The 18,004-nt window shown below is 59.8% G+C and carries 16 protein-coding genes, 1 tRNA gene and 2 pseudogenes; 9 read left to right on the top strand and 10 right to left on the bottom strand.

What is annotated here, in order from left to right:
* Window positions 1-40: 40 nt before the first annotated feature.
* On the bottom strand, window positions 41-1,009 hold the full coding sequence (locus BS629_RS21060; protein ID WP_018241725.1) for a LysR family transcriptional regulator: 969 nt from the start codon (window positions 1,007-1,009) through the stop codon (window positions 41-43).
* A gap of 138 nt (window positions 1,010-1,147) precedes the next feature.
* Here BS629_RS21060 and BS629_RS21055 point away from each other — a divergent pair, with 138 nt between their 5' ends.
* The gene (locus BS629_RS21055) at window positions 1,148-1,762 is read left to right on the top strand and encodes an FMN-dependent NADH-azoreductase (protein WP_018241724.1); all 615 of its coding nucleotides are present in this window, start codon (window positions 1,148-1,150) and stop codon (window positions 1,760-1,762) included.
* A gap of 48 nt (window positions 1,763-1,810) precedes the next feature.
* On the opposite strand, the pseudogene BS629_RS38460 reads toward BS629_RS21055, so the two are convergent.
* Window positions 1,811-1,903, bottom strand: a pseudogene (locus BS629_RS38460) (TetR/AcrR family transcriptional regulator); the annotation flags it as partial.
* Between BS629_RS38460 and BS629_RS38455 the strand changes: the two are divergent.
* Window positions 1,901-2,064: pseudogene (locus BS629_RS38455) on the top strand (SDR family oxidoreductase); the annotation flags it as partial. The pseudogenes BS629_RS38460 and BS629_RS38455 overlap by 3 nt on opposite strands.
* Window positions 2,065-2,140: 76 nt before the next feature.
* Here BS629_RS38455 and BS629_RS21050 read toward each other — a convergent pair.
* The 4 genes from BS629_RS21050 to ilvA form a co-directional block, all read right to left on the bottom strand.
* Entirely contained in the window at window positions 2,141-3,334 is a 1,194-nt protein-coding gene (locus tag BS629_RS21050; RefSeq protein ID WP_018241722.1) for an MFS transporter, read from the bottom strand.
* A gap of 348 nt (window positions 3,335-3,682) precedes the next feature.
* A complete protein-coding gene (locus BS629_RS21045) occupies window positions 3,683-4,954 on the bottom strand; it encodes a GGDEF domain-containing protein (protein ID WP_018241721.1) in 1,272 nt (423 codons plus the stop codon).
* A gap of 237 nt (window positions 4,955-5,191) precedes the next feature.
* Window positions 5,192-5,518 carry an HlyU family transcriptional regulator gene (locus tag BS629_RS21040; RefSeq protein ID WP_018241720.1) on the bottom strand — a complete coding sequence of 109 codons (327 nt, stop codon included), beginning with the start codon at window positions 5,516-5,518 and terminating at the stop codon, window positions 5,192-5,194.
* 37 nt (window positions 5,519-5,555) lie between these two features.
* Window positions 5,556-6,806, bottom strand: coding sequence for a threonine ammonia-lyase (gene ilvA, locus BS629_RS21035; RefSeq protein WP_018241719.1), 1,251 nt, complete (start codon window positions 6,804-6,806; stop codon window positions 5,556-5,558).
* A gap of 236 nt (window positions 6,807-7,042) precedes the next feature.
* Between ilvA and BS629_RS21030 the strand changes: the two genes are divergently transcribed.
* Window positions 7,043-7,417: a VanZ family protein gene (locus BS629_RS21030; protein ID WP_018445713.1), complete on the top strand. Its 375-nt coding sequence runs from the start codon at window positions 7,043-7,045 to the stop codon at window positions 7,415-7,417.
* A 10-nt stretch (window positions 7,418-7,427) separates the two neighbouring features.
* Here BS629_RS21030 and BS629_RS40235 read toward each other — a convergent pair whose 3' ends face one another.
* The 3 genes from BS629_RS40235 to wrbA all read right to left on the bottom strand — a co-directional run bounded on the left by BS629_RS40235 (window position 7,428) and on the right by wrbA (window position 8,604).
* Entirely contained in the window at window positions 7,428-7,559 is a 132-nt protein-coding gene (locus tag BS629_RS40235) for a hypothetical protein (protein WP_018241718.1), read from the bottom strand.
* Between the two features lie 144 nt (window positions 7,560-7,703).
* Window positions 7,704-7,788 (bottom strand) — tRNA-Leu (locus BS629_RS21025).
* Between the two features lie 219 nt (window positions 7,789-8,007).
* Complete coding sequence (wrbA, locus tag BS629_RS21020) at window positions 8,008-8,604, bottom strand: NAD(P)H:quinone oxidoreductase type IV (protein ID WP_018241717.1); 597 nt, start codon at window positions 8,602-8,604, stop codon at window positions 8,008-8,010.
* Between the two features lie 254 nt (window positions 8,605-8,858).
* On the opposite strand from wrbA, the gene BS629_RS21015 reads away from it, so the two are divergent.
* From BS629_RS21015 to BS629_RS21000, 4 genes are all read left to right on the top strand, one after another.
* Window positions 8,859-9,635 carry a competence/damage-inducible protein A gene (locus BS629_RS21015; RefSeq protein ID WP_018241716.1) on the top strand — a complete coding sequence of 259 codons (777 nt, stop codon included), beginning with the start codon at window positions 8,859-8,861 and terminating at the stop codon, window positions 9,633-9,635.
* 108 nt (window positions 9,636-9,743) lie between these two features.
* Window positions 9,744-10,586, top strand: a complete 843-nt coding sequence (locus BS629_RS21010; protein ID WP_018241715.1) for a universal stress protein — start codon at window positions 9,744-9,746, stop codon at window positions 10,584-10,586.
* Window positions 10,587-10,767: 181 nt separating this feature from the next.
* Window positions 10,768-11,262, top strand: coding sequence for a xanthine phosphoribosyltransferase (gpt, locus tag BS629_RS21005; protein ID WP_018241714.1), 495 nt, complete (start codon window positions 10,768-10,770; stop codon window positions 11,260-11,262).
* A 193-nt stretch (window positions 11,263-11,455) separates the two neighbouring features.
* Window positions 11,456-12,046, top strand: a complete 591-nt coding sequence (locus tag BS629_RS21000) for a hypothetical protein (protein ID WP_018241713.1) — start codon at window positions 11,456-11,458, stop codon at window positions 12,044-12,046.
* Window positions 12,047-12,232: 186 nt separating this feature from the next.
* Here the strand turns inward: BS629_RS21000 and BS629_RS38950 are convergent, their stop codons facing one another.
* On the bottom strand, window positions 12,233-12,514 hold the full coding sequence (locus BS629_RS38950) for a hypothetical protein (RefSeq protein ID WP_155256901.1): 282 nt from the start codon (window positions 12,512-12,514) through the stop codon (window positions 12,233-12,235).
* A 121-nt stretch (window positions 12,515-12,635) separates the two neighbouring features.
* Here BS629_RS38950 and BS629_RS20995 point away from each other — a divergent pair, with 121 nt between their 5' ends.
* Complete coding sequence (locus tag BS629_RS20995; protein WP_018241711.1) at window positions 12,636-16,451, top strand: vitamin B12-dependent ribonucleotide reductase; 3,816 nt, start codon at window positions 12,636-12,638, stop codon at window positions 16,449-16,451.
* A 354-nt stretch (window positions 16,452-16,805) separates the two neighbouring features.
* A complete protein-coding gene (locus tag BS629_RS20990) occupies window positions 16,806-17,999 on the top strand; it encodes an HNH endonuclease (RefSeq protein ID WP_077988441.1) in 1,194 nt (397 codons plus the stop codon).
* The last annotated feature ends 5 nt before the right edge of the window (window positions 18,000-18,004 follow it).

The following is an 18,004-nucleotide window of genomic DNA, read 5'->3' as shown; positions in this document are numbered from 1 at the left end:
ATATGTCGACGAAGGCGCGGCGCCTGCGCCTGCGCTTTCGTCATTCGGCCGCAAGCGGCATACCGGGCTCGCGCAGTTCGGCGATCTGAGCGTTGAAATCGGCGTGGTTTGGGCAGGCGGAAAGCCTCGTGCGGAACGCATCGATCATCCACGTGGCAGCGGGTCCGGGCGGGTTAGCGAGCTGGCGCACGGAATAGATGGCATATTCCCCCTGTTCGTAGGCATCCAGATCGAGAGGGACAAGCGCGCCGCTCACGAGATCATCACGGATGAGCGAAGCCGGAAGGCCACCCCAGCCAAGACCGGCCTTGATGAGCTGATGCTTCGTCGCAATATCGCTGACGCGCCATGTCTTGTAGGACAGAACATTGAAATCACGCCCCTTTGTCAGACCCGACGCATCGGTGACGACAAGCTGCACTTCCTCGCGCACGTCGCCGAGCATGAGCGGCCGGTCGATCGCAACAAGCGGGTGGTTGCGCGCAGCAACCGGCAGCATGAAGGAATGACCGATCCGCTCTGTGACGACCGAATCGTCCTGCTTTAGAACTGCGCCGCCGATCCCGATCGTCGCCTTGCCGCTGAGGACGAGATCCATGACCATCCCAAGTTCGCCGACGTTGAGGTTCAATGAAACGGACGGAAACATCTCGCGAAATTCGCGCAGGACCTCCACCAGGGCCCGCGAAGGCACCATGACACTGATGGCGACGGAAACCTCCGCTTCGAGCCCTTCCCTCAGGCTCTTGACGCGCGCCCGCATGACCTGCAAGTCGCCGAGAATGCGTCGCGCATCCTCCAGCATCGCCTTGCCTGCCTCCGTAAGCTTCGGCTGGCGCGCACCGGAGCGCTCGAAAAGCGGCACTTCAAGCTGCGCCTCCAGGTTGGCGATCGTATAGCTCACGACCGACTGGGCACGGTTCAGCGCCCGCGAAGCGGCCGAGAAGCTGCCGGTCTCGGCAACGGTCAGAAACACCTGCAATTGGTCCAGAGTCGGGTTGGGCAGCATCTTCTATCCATTCCATCGATAGTTTCGATCGACATTATCACCGTTTTTTCGATAGCAGGCCAGACCTATTTTCGCTTCGAGACTGCGGCTCACCTCCCAGCAACGGGCCGTTAAATTCCATTCGAAAGGAAATGCACCATGTCGTCCATCCTGCTTCTGACGTCCAGCCCGCGTGCCGAATCGCTCTCGACGCCGATCGCCGTCGATCTCGCCGAAAAGCTGAAGAGCCAGAACCCGGGCAGCGTCATCGTTCGCCGCGACCTTGCCGCCAACCCGCTGCCGCATATCGATGACCTCTTCACCGGCGCGATCCGCAAGCCGCCCGAGGCCCGCACCGCTGAGGAAAGCGTGGCCGTCGAGACCTCCGACAAACTGGTCAACGAACTGCTTGCCGCCGACACGATCGTCATCAGCACTGGCCTCATCAACTTCAACATCTATTCGTCGCTGAAGACCTGGATCGACAACGTCGCCCGCGCCGGCCTGACCTTCAAGTACACGGAAAGCGGTCCGGTCGGCCTCGCAACCGGCAAGAAGGTTTATGTCGTGCTCGCTTCGGGTGGCGTCTACTCGCAAGGACCGGCCGCCCCCCTGAACCATGCCGTGCCATACCTGAAGTCGGTTCTCGGCTTCCTCGGCATCACCGACATCGAGACCATCTATGTCGAAGGCCTGGCCTTCGGTCCGGAAGCTGCCGAGAAAGCCATCGACGCCGCCAAGTCGCGCGTCCAGGAAATCGCACTGGCCGCCTGATCGGCTTTTCAACGCTTCATGGAACGGCCGGCTTTTGCCGGCCGTTTTTCATTTGTCGATACCGGCGACAAAATCCCGGACCGTCACCAGGATTTCGGCCGAGAGTTCCTCATCGGACGAAATCCTGGCAAGGCCGACGGCGGCATGAGCCCGCTCGGCCGCAGAGCGAAGCCGACGAAATCGCCAAGGCAGCGTTCTATCTGGCATCGGATGATGCGACCAATGTCACCGGCATCGAGATCACCGTCGACGACGGCATGACGAGCGCGCCCTCCGGCGCCAAGATCTTCCGCGCCGCCTGAGCGAGCCGGTCCGAGCAACTCAAACTTGCCCGGCCCCGCGCCAATTTCGTTTCTATTCTCTCCTGGGACGCTCTGCTTAGCTCTGACGCGTCGCGCGGTGGGCAAGACGAAACAGGACGATTGCCAAATTCAGGACGGCAAGCAGAAGCAATACACAGAGCATGGTCTGGATGCCGGAGGAAACGATCAGATTGCCGGCCACCAACGGAAAGCCGAAGACGCCGATCATATAGGCCAGCGAGAATAGCAAAAGCGACTGCGGCATAAGGCCAGTTGGAGCCTCATTTGCAGCCAGGCCGTTGATGACCGAATAGGTCAATCCATAGCCCACCCCCAGCATCGCTGCGCCTCCCAGATAGGCAAGCTGATTTGACGTCAGCATCAGGAACAGCACGATCGATGCCAGCGTCAGGCTTGTCAGGACCAAAAGCGAATAGAGTGGGTCCTTCTTGACCACATATCCCGCCACGAACAGCCGGCTCAGAATCGCGGCGGACATGAAGCCGATGAAGAACAGGGAGTAATCGAACCCATGCGCCTTGGCGTAGCTGGTCTGAAAGCTGGACAGCCCACCGAAAATCGCGCCGCCGATGCCGACCATAATGATGGAATAGACGGCCCGCGAGCCGATCACCTCACGCGCTGAGCCAAATGAGATCTTGTTGACATGAGGCAAAATCTTGCCGGCATTGGTCAGCCGGATATGGAGCAACAAGTAAAGCGCACCGCCAGCGAGACTGGCAAGGAACGCAAATGCGAAAGCCGCCTCGACCGGCATCGACCAGCCTGTGGCAATGCGGCCAATGATCGGCCCGGCGCCGATGCCCGACATCATCGATCCTGAAAGCAGGGCAAAAAACCTGATCCGATGTTCGGGTTCGACGATCGCGGCGACCAGAATGGGTCCGAGCGCATAGAAGGTGCCCCAGCCTATGCCGAGGATGAAACCGACCGTCATCAGGCTCAGCCCAGCTGAGGGAACCACGGCAAATCCCAGCGCTGACGCGGCAAGAAACAATCCCGAAACAGCCACCGCCCGCGCCGAGCCGATGGCATCCGCGATGTGCCCGGACAGGATCACGAGAATGACGGTGCTGACAGTCGCAGCCGAAATGATCAGGCCGGCCAGCGCCTCGTCGCCGCCACGCTGGCCCACCAGCACCGGGATCAGAAAGGTCACGCCATAGGCGATCGAAAGAAGAAACCCTCCCATACACAAAGCGGCGAACTCGCCGCCATCGACTTTCTTCCGTGCAATTGAATCACTCATGTCTCCACGCCCCTCGCAGGAAAACTGATCTGGGATATTTCCGCAACGGAGATCACGTTTGCATTTTACGAACAAGCCGTTTTTATATTGCTCATAACCTATTGAAAAGACATAGACAGACGGGCAAATGTTTCGGTTTAAGCAACATCCTCAACATCCCCGGTCGACGCACTGCATCGATCGATGATTAGGAAGCCGCCTCCCGACGTCCGCGACCTCGCGCGCCATCAGCGATGCGAATTCTCAGGAATACCTATTGGGTTGACCACGTTCAGCCAAATGGAGAAGAGCCTCAATCGGGGCCAGCCGAGCCAACTGGGTTGCTCGGGCTAACTGGGTCTGGCTGAGCTAACTGAGTTTCACCACACCGGAGCGGCCGACGACGCAATTGCGGCCGCTCTTCTTTGCCGCGTAGAGCCTGCCGTCGGCCGCCGTCAGCACGGCGGTGAAATCGACGCCGTCCTCATCGGCGGTCGCAACCCCGATACTGACCGTGACCGGCCTGTCATCCGGCGTCTTGACGCTGGTCGCGATCGTCCAACGCAGGCGCTCGGCAAGCAGCAGCCCTTCTTCGTGGTCGGTGCCTGGACAGACGGCAACGAATTCCTCGCCGCCGAAGCGGAAGACGCGGTCGCTGGAGCGCAGCGTCGTGCCCAATCGGGCGGCGATCGCCTTCAGCACCTCGTCGCCCTGGAGATGGCCGTAGCCGTCATTGACATCCTTGAAGTGATCGGCGTCGATAATGAGGACGGTGGCGAATAGCCCCTGCTTCAGTGCCTCGAGCAGCATCAGCGGCGCTTCCATTTCCATGCGCGTCCGATCATAGACGCCAGTGAGCATGTCGCGGCCAGTGCGCTCCAGAAGATCGTTGTAGCGCTCGCGGAACGTCAAGTCACCGAATACGTCGCTGATCGAACGTGCGGACCCGGCTGCGCCGATACGGCGAATGCGATATTCATAGAATGCGAACATCGCCGCGTAGAGGCAGACGGCAAGCATTTTCGCCTTCCATCCGCCCCAGAATGCGGCGATCGGTACATCCAGGAAGTAATGCAGCGCGGCGAAGAAGCCGATCTGGTCGAAGGTCAGCAGCACGAATCCCGAAATCAGGAAGCGCAGGACGACGCGGCGGCGAAAGAAATCGCCGAGTTTTTCGTAGAGCAGGATGATGCCGAGCGAATCGACATAGAGCAGCGCCGTGCCCCAGACCATCAGCCAGCCCATCTCCTTGAGAAAATCGACGTCGGGTGTGTGGCCGGTCGACATCTGCAGCGGCTGGTGCATCTGCAGCACCCAGGCAATACCGACGGTTAGCAGGTTGCCGAGGAACAGGCCGTAGATCGGCTGGCGCACCGTCGCCGCATCCTCCTGCAGGTAAAGCATCAGGATCATCATCAGCTTACCGGAGAAGAACACGGATGAACCCGGCGACACATCCCCGAACGGCAGCGAGACATAGAAGACCGCCGCCAGATATGTCTCCATGAAATGCATGACGCCGAGCGCCGTCAGGAAAACCCCGAGACCAAGCCGATGACGGAAATGCAGAAGCGTTACCATCAGCACGAAATAGGCGATGGCTTCGACGACGAAGAGAAGGAGGTTCAGTGTCTCCATCATGAGACCTTGGCGCCGGACGTTCGGCCTCCTGCCGGCGCGGCGATCGCGACAGCGAATCCTTTGGTCAATCGTCCGAAACAGTCAAACACGGGGGGTGTCCTGCAAATCCTGCAGGCGATACCTTTCACCGCAATCCTTTAAGATTGCGTGAGTGAGAACGCGCTCGCTGGAGAGGACCCGGGTCACACACAGGAATAGTTACAGCCGGCATCAGGGACCTATGCCCGGATCCCGATTTCAGACCTGACGAAGCTTCTCGCCGTCACCAAAGAGCGACGAACCATGCTGATCGATAATCTGCTGCGCCTTGCGCACCGTGCATTCGATCGCATCGTCGGAAGAGGTAAACAGATCGGCGCGGATGAAATTGCGCACCAGCACCTCGTCGCCGACCTTCTTTTCGATGCGGCCGGCCAGGCGATACTGGCTGCCTTCCCTACGCGGTTCGGCATAGATCGTGCAATCGCCGTAGAGCTGCGGCTCGCCGGAAGGGCCTGCCGCTTCCGTGGCCGGTTTGCCGCCGCCGGAGAACATCGAAAAGAGATTTGAAATGAACGAAGCCATGCTCCGCCTTTAGCACGACGGCATCGCTATCGCCAAGTCAAATGATCAGGTTGGCGAGGATCTCGTTTTCGGTAATATCCTCGTAACCCATGCCGGCGGCTTCGAAATTTCCGACCAGCCGGGCGAAATTCTCAGGCGCCTTGGTTTCGATGCCGATCAGGATCGAGCCAAAGTTGCGTGCCGATTTCTTCAGATATTCGAAGCGGGCGATATCGTCGTCGGGGCCGAGCAGATTGAGGAAATCGCGCAGCGCGCCAGGGCGTTGGGCGAGCCGCAGGATGAAGTATTTTTTCAGCCCTGCGTAACGCATGGCTCTTTCCTTTACGTCAGGCAGACGCTCGAAATCGAAATTGCCGCCGGAGACGACGGCGACGATGGTCTTGCCGCGGATCGTCTGGCGATCCATCGCGGCGATCGCCGTCAGTGACAGGGCGCCGGCCGGCTCCAGCACGACGCCCTCGACATTCAGCATCTCCTGAATGGTGACGCAGATGGCGTTCTCCGGCATCAGTTGCACTTGGCTTGCCGGGAAATCGCGAAGAGCGGCGAAATTCAGGTCGCCGATGCGGGCGACGGCAGCGCCATCGACGAAATTGTCGACCTTGGCCAGCGTCGTCACCTTGCCCGCCTCGATACTGCGCTTAAGGCTTGGCGCGCCGGCGGGCTCAGTGAAGACGAAAGCCGATTTCGGCACGGTGCCGTCGAGATAGCCGGTGATGCCGGCGGCAAGTCCGCCGCCGCCAACCGGCAGGACGACCATGTCGGGCACCGTTCCCTCAGGCAGCTGCTGCATGATTTCGGCGGCGACTGTCGCCTGCCCCTCAATGATGTCCGGATGGTCGAAGGGCGGCACCATGACGCCGCCGACCGCCTCCACATGTTCGCGTGCGGCCTGGTAGCACTGGTCGAAGAAGTCGCCGAACAGCCGAATAGTGATGAATTCGGCGCCGAACATCCTGGTCTTGTCGATCTTCTGCTGCGGTGTCGTCACCGGCATGAAGACGACGCCCGGCACGCCGAAATGGCGGCAGACGAAGGCAAAGCCCTGGGCATGATTGCCGGCCGAGGCGCAGACGAAGGTCTTGCCAGAGGCACCCTGCCCGATCGCCTTGCGGAAGAAATTGAAGGCGCCGCGGATCTTGTAGGAGCGCACCGGCGACAGATCCTCGCGCTTCAGCCAGATATCGGCACCGTAGCGGGCCGACAAATGATCGTTGAGCTGCAGCGGCGTTGCCGGAAACAGGCTGCGCATTGCCTCTTCGGCGCTTTCGACATCAAGTCTCGTCACGGGTATGGTCCATTCTCACGTTAGCCACCGCCGCTATGGCACAGGCCGGCCGGCAAAAGAAGCTCGTTTGGGCCATTTCCAGTTCGCTCCCGCATCGTTTCACTCCGCGGGGCCGGGTTCGGCGCTGGGGACAGGTTCTGCTCCCGGGGAAGGCCTTTCTTAAGCCAATAGCGAAATTGGCGGCACATGAACTGATTTTAACTGTCAATAAAAAGGACGGCCACTAATATGAAGCTATGATGACATTCAAATTCGCAAGACCGCTCGCCTGGCTGCTGCTGGCCTTCATCATCTTCGTCACCGTTTCGCCGATCGGAGAGAGGCCGAATACGGTCACGATGGTCGATGTCGACCGCGCGGTCGCCTATCTTCTCCTTGGCTTCGCCTTTGCGCTGGCCTATCCGAAACAGTGGAAGATGGTCGCCATGCTGCTGATCGTCGGCGCATTCGCCATCGAATATCTGCAATACTTCTCGCCGACGCGGCATCCGCGCCTGCATGATGCAGGCATCAAGGCCATGGGCGCTGCCCTCGGGCTGCTAGCCGGATGGGTGATCAATAGATGGCGCGAGACCAAAGCGCCAAACGCTCTACCCTTCGCAGAACGCTGATTATCCCAGGTTAGAAACCGCGCAATTGCACTGCCCAGAAGAGCAGTGGTATCGCAGCCATCGCAGTTCCCAGAACAAGTGCGACACTGGTCTTGAAGATCCGGATGCGCCGAACCTTCGCCCCACTCCAATCGTAAACCATCGTCTTACTCCCACAAGACAACACTTACTCAGCCGCCGCGGCGCAATACTTGCATCGAAAATACCATTGTCAAGCGGCAACTCGCTTTTGTGCACAATATGCAGGCAGATACAATACTGGCATATTCCAACGGCATTATGAAAATGGTGCGGGCGACGGGGCTCGAACCCGTACAGCCAAGGCCGAGGGATTTTAAGTCCCTTGCGTCTACCAGTTTCGCCACGCCCGCTTGCGGCATTTTCAATATCTTGCGTCATGGGCGATGGGAAGAGCCGCAAGGCGTAAAAAATAGTGCCCGTTTGCCGGCAGCACCGACGAGTGATCGGCTAGACATTTCCCTCGCGAAAGCCCGCGCCGACGAAGGCTGCCCAGTCTGTCGCGGGGAAAAACAGAAAAGGCGCGGCGAGCCCCATGCCTGCCGCACCTTGATTTATTTCAGTGTCAAAGATCAGGCGAGCTTAGCTGCCAGCTTGGCGACGTGGGCGCCCTGGTATTTCGCGCCTTCCAGCTCGATCTCGGAAGGCTGGCGCGAGCCGTCACCATTGGTGATGGTGGAAGCGCCGTAGGGCGATCCACCCTTGACTTCCTCAGTGCCCATCTGGCCCTGGAAGGCATAAGGCAGGCCGGCAACGACCATGCCCTGGTGCAGGAAGGTGGGGAGGAAGCCGAGGATGGTCGATTCCTGGCCGCCGTGCTGGGTTGCCGAGGAGGTGAAGACCGAACCGAGCTTGCCGACGAGCTTGCCGGCGAACCAGAGGCCGCCCGTCTGATCCCAGAAATTGCGCATCTGCGAGGCGACCGTGCCGAAGCGGGTGCCGGCACCGACGATGATCGCGTCGTAGTCGGCCAGTTCGTCGACGGTGGCGATCGGAGCCGCCTGATCGACCTTGTAATAGGAAGCCTTGGCGACATCTTCCGGAACCAGTTCCGGAACGCGCTTGACGGTGACCTCGGCACCGGCCGACTTCGCGCCTTCGGCAACGGCATAGGCCATGGTTTCAATATGGCCGTAAGCCGAATAATAAAGGACGAGAACCTTCGCCATCTTCAATCTCCCTTGGAGCACTGGTTGAATTTCGTGACCGAGGGAGTTCTATCAGCGGGTATTTCCGAACACAGCCATGCCTTGAAGAACTCAGTGTTCAACATCCGTAGACGAAAATTCACTTGCGTTTTCATTTCAGCAAAAATGAACGTATCGCAGAACAGCACTTGCACTTTTGGGCATCATGCCGTGGCTGTTTGCAAAGCGACCGAACGGCACTACCTATTCACCAGCCTCAGATCACGGAACATCCCATGAGCCAAAACATCGTCGTCACCGCCGCCATGCTCGCCATCGGCGACGAACTTCTTTCCGGCCGCACCAAGGACAAAAATATCGGCCATCTCGCCGATCTGCTCACGCTTTCCGGCATTGATCTCAAGGAGGTGCGCATCGTCGCCGACGACGAGGAGGCGATCGTCGAGGCGCTGAACGCCCTTCGCGGCAAATATGATTACGTCTTCACCTCGGGCGGTATCGGGCCGACGCATGACGACATCACCGCCGATGCCATCTCCAAGGCTTTCGGCGTGCCTTGCGAATATGACGAAGCGGCAATGACACTGCTTGCCGAGATGTATCGGCGCCGCGAGATGGAATTCACCGAAGCGCGCCAGCGCATGGCGCGCATGCCGCGCGGGGCCGTGCATATCGCCAATCCGGTCTCGACCGCGCCAGGCTTCATCATCGGCAATGTCCATGTCATGGCCGGCGTGCCGCAGGTCTTCCAGGCGATGGTCGACAATGTGTTGCCGACGCTTCGAACCGGCACGCCGGTGCTTTCGCTCGCCATCGCCTGCCCTTACGGCGAAGGCGAGATCGGCACGCCCTTGACCGCGATTCAGAAAGCACATCCGGAAACCAGTATCGGCTCCTACCCGCGCTATGTCGGCCAGAAATTCTCGACCGAGATCGTCGTGCGCGGCCGCTCGCAGGCGGTTATCGATGCGGCCGGCGCCGAAGTGCAGGCGATGATCGACGCCATCCGCCGCAGGAAGGACATCGCCGAAAACCATTCCGCCGAGGCTTGAGGGAAACGCCGGAACTCAGGGCCATCCTTGATCCCCATCAAGGAACAGGAGTACGGTCCGGTGCATTCCTTTCCTCGCGCAAGCCATTTCAGCGCAAGGAGAATTGATATGTCTTACAAAACCATTCTCGCCATTCTCGATACATCAGACAATAGTGCTGCGGTTGCCGATTTCGCCTTTGCCTTCGCCGCTGAAAGCGGCGCCCACGTGATCGGCCTGCATGCCGAAATCATCTCCGCCGTGCCGCTGGTGGCGCCGATGGAAATCCCCGATCCCGTCGCCGTGCAGGCGCTGCAGGACATGGCGCACAGCGAAACGATTGCGGTTGAGCGCATCTTCAGGTCGAAAGCGGAGGCATCAGGCGCCTCCTCCGAGTGGCGCAGCTTTGCCACATCAACCGGATACGGCTCCGCACCGCTGATCGAAAGTGCGCGTAGCGCCGACCTCTTGATCGCCTCACAGGCCGACCCGGCCAGACCTTCCGACAGCCACGTCGACGTCGACAGCTTCCTCTTCGAAAGCGGCCGGCCGGTGCTGATGATCCCCTTTATCATCCGCCAGCCGAAGCCGATCAAGCGCGTGCTGATCGCCTGGAACGGCTCGAAGGAGGCGGCGCGCGCGACCTTCGACGCGCTGCCGATCCTCAAAGCCGCCGACGAGGTGGAGATCTTTTCGGTCGATCCGGCCGACACGGCGCTGCAATCGCCGCTGACAGCAGGCGCCGACATCGCCGCGACGCTTGCGCGTCATGGCGTGAAGACGACGCTTTCGACGGCGCAAAGTGTGGACAAAAGTGCGTCCCACGTCATCGAAAACAGGCTATCGGACAGCAGCATCGATCTTCTCGTCATGGGCGCTTATACGCATTCCTGGCTCTGGCAGATGATCTTCGGCGGCACGACCAAGACCCTGCTGCAATCGATGACGGCACTGACCCTGTTATCGCGTTGATTGGCTGCTCTTGCCTTTTGCCGGCAAATCCCGCTAATTGCGGCGACCGATGACAGCTTCGAGCCTCGGCCCCATCTCGCGCAGTTCCGGCTGCGCGATTTGCGTTTTGCCAATCGCCGCTTCAAGCCCGTCCGGTCGCCGGCAAACGGCGTGTCGTTTTTTCATGCCGCGGAGCAGCCCGATGTCCCTTCCCGATAAAGCCTTTCCCGTTTCCTGGGATCAGTTCCACCGCGATGCGCGCGCGCTTGCCTGGCGGCTTGCCGGCCTTGATCAGACGTTCAAGGCGATCGTCTGCATCACCCGCGGCGGCCTCGTTCCGGCAGCGATCATCTCGCGCGAACTGAACATCCGGCTGATCGAGACCGTCTGCGTCGCGTCCTATCATGACTATGTGAACCAGGGGGACATGGTGCTGCTCAAGGGCATAGCGCCCGAACTTCAGGAAAATGGCGGCGAAAGCGTGCTCGTCGTCGACGATCTGACGGATACCGGCAAGACCGCCGCACAGGTGCGCACGATGCTGCCGAAGGCACATTTCGCCTGCGTCTATGCCAAGCCGAAGGGCGTGCCGACCGTCGACACCTTCATCACCGAGGTGAGCCAGGATACCTGGATCTACTTCCCTTGGGACATGGGCTTCACCTATCAGGAGCCGATCGCCAAGGGCGCGCGCTGATCGCCACCGATCCCAACGCGCATCCTTCGCATTTACCACTTGAAATTGTTCCAGATTTTGTCGGCGAGGTTTTCTGAATCCGCTATCGGGATCTGCACATCTATTTTATCTTATTCGCATAAACTCGGCAGCTGCGAATCGCGTCAAATTGCGCTTAAAGCGTGCAGCAAACGATGCGATATAAGGAAGCAAGATGGCGCGGTGGGGGCATATCGGGGCGGTTGTGACCGTCGGGTTGGCGACCTTTCTATTTCCGCTGGCGCCTGTCCGCGCTGAGCCAGCCTACATTCCCCTCGTGCGCGACTACGTCGAGAAGCAGGTCCGGCCGATGGTGGAAACGCCCTTGGTGCTGAAAGCCATTGCCGAACAGAATGCGAAATTCGGCAATGTCAGCGAAATGGATATGCGGGTGCTCGACGAGACCTACCGGTCGGAGGTCGATCAGCACCAACTGCACATGGTCACGCTGCTGCTCGACAAATCCGTGTCGCATTACCTGAAAGCCAGGCAGGACACCTCACAAGGGGCGATCCTCGAATTTTTCGTCACCGACTCGCATGGGCTGAACGTCGGTCAGAGCACCGTCACCGCCGACTATTGGCAGGGCGACGAGGAGAAATATCTCAGAACCTTCGCCAACAGCTCCCGGGAGATCTTCATCGACCGGGCCGAACGCAACGAATCCACCCAGAATCTCGAAACGCAGGCGAGTTTCGTCGTCATGGACGAAGAGAACAGGCCGATTGGCGTCGCCATCGTCACCATCGCCATCGATGCGCTCTGACAGGCACTTGCACCCGTGCGAATCGGCATGCCCATTTGCACCGGAAATGCCATCACAAGATTTGCCGCGGGACGCTTTTTTGCCGTTCCGACGTTTTCCTTAGCCGGCAACACCTGCAAGCCATTGTAATATCAGCGCTCCCCGGCTTTCCCCAATCTCCACAGGCGCATCCACAACATGTTGTGGTTAGCAATCAATTAAAAGCCAGCCCTTGACGGAATCAGCTGTTTCAAACTTTACTGTTTCTGATGTTGCGGCGGCGACAGGACCGGAGGTAACGAGCCCGGTTCCCTTTTGAAAATTAGGACGCGGAATCAGGGCGATGGACCGGGAACGGTTCAGGCCTGACAGGATTTTTGCGCGGTTTTCAGCCTCCAAAAAAAGTGACATCGGGGCTGGCGATAATAAGCTGTTAATACTATATTTAGTGTTTGCAGCCACCATCACCACAAGATACAGGAAGTTCATCTCCGGATGACACCCCTGTCACGATACGGAAACGAGACTGGCTGCGCGACGACAAAGTGCCGCCGGATAGGAATTTTGCGCCCCGGTCGCGGGGACCGGGCGCCAACACGAGGTCAAGACCATGCGCATCGAACGTCGTTTCACGAAGGCCGGCCAAGGCGCCTATGCGGATATCGAATTCCGCAAGGCGACGAGCGAGATCAAGAACCCTGACGGTTCGGTCGTGTTCCGCCTCGAGAATATCGACGTTCCCGCGCAGTTCTCCCAGGTCGCGACCGACGTTCTGGCGCAGAAGTATTTTCGCAAGGCCGGCGTTCCCACCCGGCTGAAGAAGGTCGAGGAAAACGATGTTCCTTCCTTCCTGTGGCGCTCCGTTCCCGACGATGCTGCGCTGAAGACCCTGTCTAAGGATGAGCAGACCGGCTCCGAAATCGATGCGCGCCAGGTCTTCGACCGTCTTGCCGGCACCTGGACCTATTGGGGCTGGAAGGGCGGCTATTTCTCCTCCGAGGAAGATGCCTCGGCCTTCAAGGACGAGCTTGCCTACATGCTCGCCACCCAGCGCGTCGCCCCGAACTCGCCGCAGTGGTTCAACACCGGCCTGCACTGGGCCTACGGCATCGATGGTCCCGGCCAGGGCCATTTCTACGTCGACCCCTTCACCGGCAAGCTGACCAAGTCCAAGTCGGCCTACGAACACCCGCAGCCGCATGCCTGCTTCATCCAGTCTGTCGAGGACGACCTCGTCAACGAAGGCGGCATCATGGACCTCTGGGTGCGTGAGGCGCGCCTCTTCAAATACGGCTCTGGTACCGGTTCCAACTTCTCGATGCTGCGCGGCGAAGGCGAAAAGCTTTCCGGCGGCGGCCGTTCCTCCGGCCTGATGAGCTTCCTGAAGATTGGCGACCGCGCCGCCGGCGCCATCAAATCGGGCGGCACGACGCGCCGCGCCGCCAAGATGGTGGTCGTCGATATCGACCATCCCGATATCGAGGAATACATCAACTGGAAGGTCAAGGAAGAGCAGAAGGTCGCGGCTCTCGTGACCGGCTCGAAGGTCGTCGCCAAGCATCTGAAGGCGATCATGAAGGCATGCTTCAACTGCGAAGGCGGTGACAACGGCGATTGCTACGATCCCAACAAGAACCCTGCCCTGAAGCGCGAAATCCGCGCCGCCAAGAAGGACCAGGTTCCTGAGAACTACGTCCAGCGCGTCATCCAGTTCGCCCGTCAGGGCTACAAGGATCTCCAATTCAAGACCTACGACACGGATTGGGACTCGGAAGCCTACCTCACGGTATCCGGCCAGAACTCCAACAACTCCGTCTCGATCAAGGACGACTTCCTGCGCGCCGTCGAGAATGATGGCGAATGGAACCTGACCGCCCGCAAGGACGGCCGCGTGATGAAGACGCTGAAGGCCCGCGATCTCTGGGAAACGATTTCCTACGCTGCCTGGGCTTCGGCCGATCCGGGCATCCACTTCAACACGACGATGAACGACTGGCACACTTCGCCGGCCGGCGGCCCGATCCGCGGCTCGAACCCGTGCTCGGAATACATGTTCCTCGACGACACGGCCTGCAACCTTGCCTCGCTGAACCTGCTGCAGTTCAAGGACAAGGCCACCAAGCGCATCAACATCGCTGACTACGAACACGCTGTTCGCCTGTGGACCGTCGTGCTCGAAGTCTCGGTGATGATGGCGCAGTTCCCGTCGAAGCGCATTGCCGAACTCTCTTACGAATACCGCACGCTCGGCCTTGGCTACGCCAATATCGGCGGCCTGCTGATGTCGTCTGGCATTCCCTATGACTCCACTGAGGCCCGCGCCATTGCAGGCTCGCTGACCGCGATCATGACCGGTGTCTGCTATGCGACCTCGGCCGAAATGGCTGCCGAACTCGGCCCGTTCCCGAACTTCGCGCCGAACCGCGAGAGCATGCTCAGGGTCATTCGCAACCATCGCCGCGCCGCTCATGGCGAAACCTCCGGCTATGAGGCCCTGTCGATCAACCCGGTCGCGCTGATCCATTCGGAAAACCCGGACCAGGATCTCGTCGCCCACGCCAAGTCGGCCTGGGACAAAGCGCTCGAGCTCGGTGAACAGCATGGCTACCGCAATGCCCAGGTCTCGGTCATCGCGCCCACAGGCACGATCGGTCTCGTCATGGATTGCGATACCACCGGCATCGAGCCCGACTTTGCCCTCGTCAAGTTCAAGAAGCTCGCCGGTGGCGGCTACTTCAAGATCATCAACCGCGCCGTGCCCGACGCGCTGCGCACGCTCGGCTATTCCGAAAGCCAGATCGCCGAGATCGAGGCCTATGCCGTCGGCCATGGCAATCTGAACCAGGCGCCGGCTGTCAATCCATCGACGCTGAAGACCAAGGGCTTCACCGACGAGAAGGTGGAAGCCGTCAACGCCGCGCTGAAGAGCGCCTTCGACATCAAGTTCGTCTTCAACCAGTGGACGCTCGGCGCCGACTTCCTGAAGGAGACGCTGAAGGTTTCGGACGAACAGCTGGCCGACATGAGCTTCAGCCTGCTCGACCATATCGGCTTCTCGAAGAAGGACATCGAAGCGGCCAACATCCACGTTTGCGGTGCGATGACGCTGGAAGGCGCGCCTTTCCTGAAGGCGGAACACCTGCCGGTCTTCGATTGCGCCAATCCCTGCGGCAAGATCGGCAAGCGCTACCTCTCTGTGGAAAGCCATATCCGCATGATGGCGGCAGCCCAGCCGTTCATCTCGGGCGCAATTTCCAAGACGATCAACATGCCGAACGAGGCGACCGTCGAGGATTGCAAGAACGCCTACATGCTCTCCTGGAAGCTTGGCCTCAAGGCCAACGCGCTCTATCGCGACGGCTCGAAGCTGTCGCAGCCGCTCAATGCCTCGCTGATCGAAGACGAAGACGACGAGGATGCGCTGGAGGAACTGCTGCAGGCGCCCCTCGCCGCCCAGGCCGTCACTGTTACCGAGAAGATCATCGAGCGGGTGGTCGAGCGTGTTTCCCGCGAACGCGAGAAGCTGCCGAACCGCCGCCAGGGCTATACCCAGAAGGCCGCCGTCGGCGGACATAAGGTCTATCTCCGCACTGGCGAATTCGGCGACGGCCGCATCGGCGAGATCTTCATCGACATGCACAAGGAAGGTGCTGCCTTCCGTGCAATGATGAACAATTTCGCCATCGCCATCTCGCTCGGCCTGCAATATGGCGTGCCGCTCGAGGAATATGTCGAGGCCTTCACCTTCACCAAGTTCGAGCCGGCCGGCATGGTCATCGGCAATGACGCGATCAAGAACGCCACGTCGATCCTCGACTATGTCTTCCGCGAGCTTGCCGTTTCCTATCTCGGCCGCCACGACCTGGCCCATGTCGATACGTCTGATTTCTCGAACACGGCACTCGGCAAGGGCATCCAGGAAGGCAAAACCAACCTGCTCTCCACCGGCTGGACCCGCGGCTACAAGCCGACACTGGTGTCCGGCACCGGCGGCGAACGCCAGGCAGGCGAACCCAAGGGTGCTGCCACATCAGCCCCTGCCCGCGCCGCCTCCACCGGCACCGTGACTGCCTTTGCAGGCAGCGCGGCCCGCAAGCTGGAGACGACGATTGCCGTCTCCACCTCCGAAATCGTTGCTTTCAAGCGCGACTACGAGGAGCGCGCCAAGGAGTTGGCGGAAGAGATCGCCGAAGAGCTGACCGAGGAAATCACCAGCGACGCGACAGCCCTCTTCTCCGACAAGGCGGCGGCCGACGCGGCAACGGCGAAATCCGAAGCCAAGAAGCGGGAAGCCGAGCGCCGCCAGCGCTCGATCATGCAGGGCTATACCGGCAACATGTGCTCGGAGTGCCAGAATTTTACGATGGTGCGGAATGGCACCTGCGAGAAGTGCGACACGTGTGGCGCTACGAGTGGGTGCAGCTGAGTAGGCTCTTCCTACTCTTTGTAGGCAGCCAGCGATTATGACGGCTGGCCACTTAAACGACGCAGTAATGATGAGGCCGCAACAACGTTGCGGCCTCCATAGAATGAAAAGGACTACCGCACAGGCACCGCTGGAAAGATCTTAGTAACTAGGTCGAACTTCACGATGCCAGCATATCAAGCAACCCTACCGTCTCCGGGAAAGTAACGATTGATTTCGACTGAGCTGAACGCAGGATAGACTTTCTTGGTCCACAGACAAACGGCAGATGGATGAAATTCTCACGCCGATACTGTTTGGTTTAGGATATTATCCCTGCAACCTTCGGCCGCTGGAAGCGAGGACATGTAAGCCATGTCGGATGAAGCTGATGCCGTTGAAGACCGACCTGCGCCACAGGCGAACGCCAGGCGCCGCCCCTCCCTGCCTCAAAACGTAAAAGCAATTGTCTGGGCACGAGCCGCCGGACGCTGCGAGTTCCGCGGATGCAATAAGGTGTTGGTGGGCGACCTGCTTACTGGGAGAGACGATCTCAACACCGCCTACATCGCGCACATCGTTTCAGATGCTCCCGGCGGTCCGCGCGGCGATGACATTCTTTCGCCAAAGCTCTCGACAGATCCATCGAACCTGATGCTGCTCTGCGATCCGCATCACCGGCTAATCGACGGCAAGGCAACGTGGAGGGATTATCCCGATCAACTACTGCTGGAGATGAAGGCCGAACATGAGGATCGCATCGAGGCAGTCACGTCTATCGTTCGGGATCGCGGATGCCACGTCATCCGGTTCGCAGCAGGCATTGGCAAGAACGAGTCTCCCGTGAACGTGGATGCCGTCAAGGAGGCGTTGCTTCCGGAGTTCTATCCCGTCCGAAACGGAATGATAGATCTTGATGTCCCCGACCTCGGAATCCCGGATAGCGATGCGGGCTACTGGCCGCTGCATCAGCGTCTCCTACGCGAGAAATACCAAGAGCGGGTCAAGGGCAGGCTCGAGCGGAATGAGATCAACCGCCTCGCAGTCTTCGCCCTCGCCCCAATGCCGCTCCTGATCGAGCTTGGCCGCCTTTTATCGGACATCTCGGAAGCTCACGTCCGGCAGCGTGTTCGCGAGCCGACAACTTGGGAGTGGCAGAGTGAACCTGGAGAAATGGAGCTCGTTCGAGAGGAGCCCGCTTCCAAGGGACCGGTAGTCGCATTGAAACTGGGCGTCAGCGGACCGATCGATGACGACCGCATCACGTCCGTTCTCGGGGACGACGTGTCTATATGGTCGCTCTCGGCGAACGGCGCCCACAACGACATCCTTCGCACCCCCAGCGATCTCACACTGTGGCGAAAGGAACTCCGGGCCATCTTTGAAGCCATCAAGGACAACCATGGTCGCACAGACATCGTCCACATCTTTCCGGCGGTGCCCGTCTCCGCGGCGGTCGAACTTGGCCGGGTCTGGATGCCGAAGGCCCATCTGCCGATGCGCATTTACGACCACAACTGGGCGCTCGGCGGCTTCCGCCAGACGCTCGACATCGTTCATCAAGCATAGGAGCC

Origin of the sequence: Rhizobium leguminosarum bv. viciae USDA 2370, from assembly GCF_002008365.1 — a bacterium.
Classification (GTDB): domain Bacteria; phylum Pseudomonadota; class Alphaproteobacteria; order Rhizobiales; family Rhizobiaceae; genus Rhizobium; species Rhizobium leguminosarum.
Note: the sequence above shows the minus strand (reverse complement) of the source record. Positions and strands in the feature narration are given on the sequence as shown.

Excerpts from the sequence above, each read along its gene's own strand:
- BS629_RS21060 (WP_018241725.1), bottom strand. The coding sequence starts at position 1,009 with ATGCTGCCCAACCCGACTCTGGACCAATTGCAGGTGTTTCTGACCGTT.
- BS629_RS21055 (WP_018241724.1), top strand. The coding sequence starts at position 1,148 with ATGTCGTCCATCCTGCTTCTGACGTCCAGCCCGCGTGCCGAATCGCTC.
- BS629_RS21050 (WP_018241722.1), bottom strand. The coding sequence starts at position 3,334 with ATGAGTGATTCAATTGCACGGAAGAAAGTCGATGGCGGCGAGTTCGCC.
- BS629_RS21045 (WP_018241721.1), bottom strand. The coding sequence starts at position 4,954 with ATGATGGAGACACTGAACCTCCTTCTCTTCGTCGTCGAAGCCATCGCC.
- BS629_RS21040 (WP_018241720.1), bottom strand. The coding sequence starts at position 5,518 with ATGGCTTCGTTCATTTCAAATCTCTTTTCGATGTTCTCCGGCGGCGGC.
- BS629_RS21030 (WP_018445713.1), top strand. The coding sequence starts at position 7,043 with ATGATGACATTCAAATTCGCAAGACCGCTCGCCTGGCTGCTGCTGGCC.
- BS629_RS40235 (WP_018241718.1), bottom strand. The coding sequence starts at position 7,559 with ATGGTTTACGATTGGAGTGGGGCGAAGGTTCGGCGCATCCGGATCTTC.
- wrbA (WP_018241717.1), bottom strand. The coding sequence starts at position 8,604 with ATGGCGAAGGTTCTCGTCCTTTATTATTCGGCTTACGGCCATATTGAA.
- BS629_RS21015 (WP_018241716.1), top strand. The coding sequence starts at position 8,859 with ATGAGCCAAAACATCGTCGTCACCGCCGCCATGCTCGCCATCGGCGAC.
- BS629_RS21010 (WP_018241715.1), top strand. The coding sequence starts at position 9,744 with ATGTCTTACAAAACCATTCTCGCCATTCTCGATACATCAGACAATAGT.
- gpt (WP_018241714.1), top strand. The coding sequence starts at position 10,768 with ATGTCCCTTCCCGATAAAGCCTTTCCCGTTTCCTGGGATCAGTTCCAC.
- BS629_RS21000 (WP_018241713.1), top strand. The coding sequence starts at position 11,456 with ATGGCGCGGTGGGGGCATATCGGGGCGGTTGTGACCGTCGGGTTGGCG.
- BS629_RS38950 (WP_155256901.1), bottom strand. The coding sequence starts at position 12,514 with ATGAACTTCCTGTATCTTGTGGTGATGGTGGCTGCAAACACTAAATAT.
- BS629_RS20995 (WP_018241711.1), top strand. The coding sequence starts at position 12,636 with ATGCGCATCGAACGTCGTTTCACGAAGGCCGGCCAAGGCGCCTATGCG.
- BS629_RS20990 (WP_077988441.1), top strand. The coding sequence starts at position 16,806 with ATGTCGGATGAAGCTGATGCCGTTGAAGACCGACCTGCGCCACAGGCG.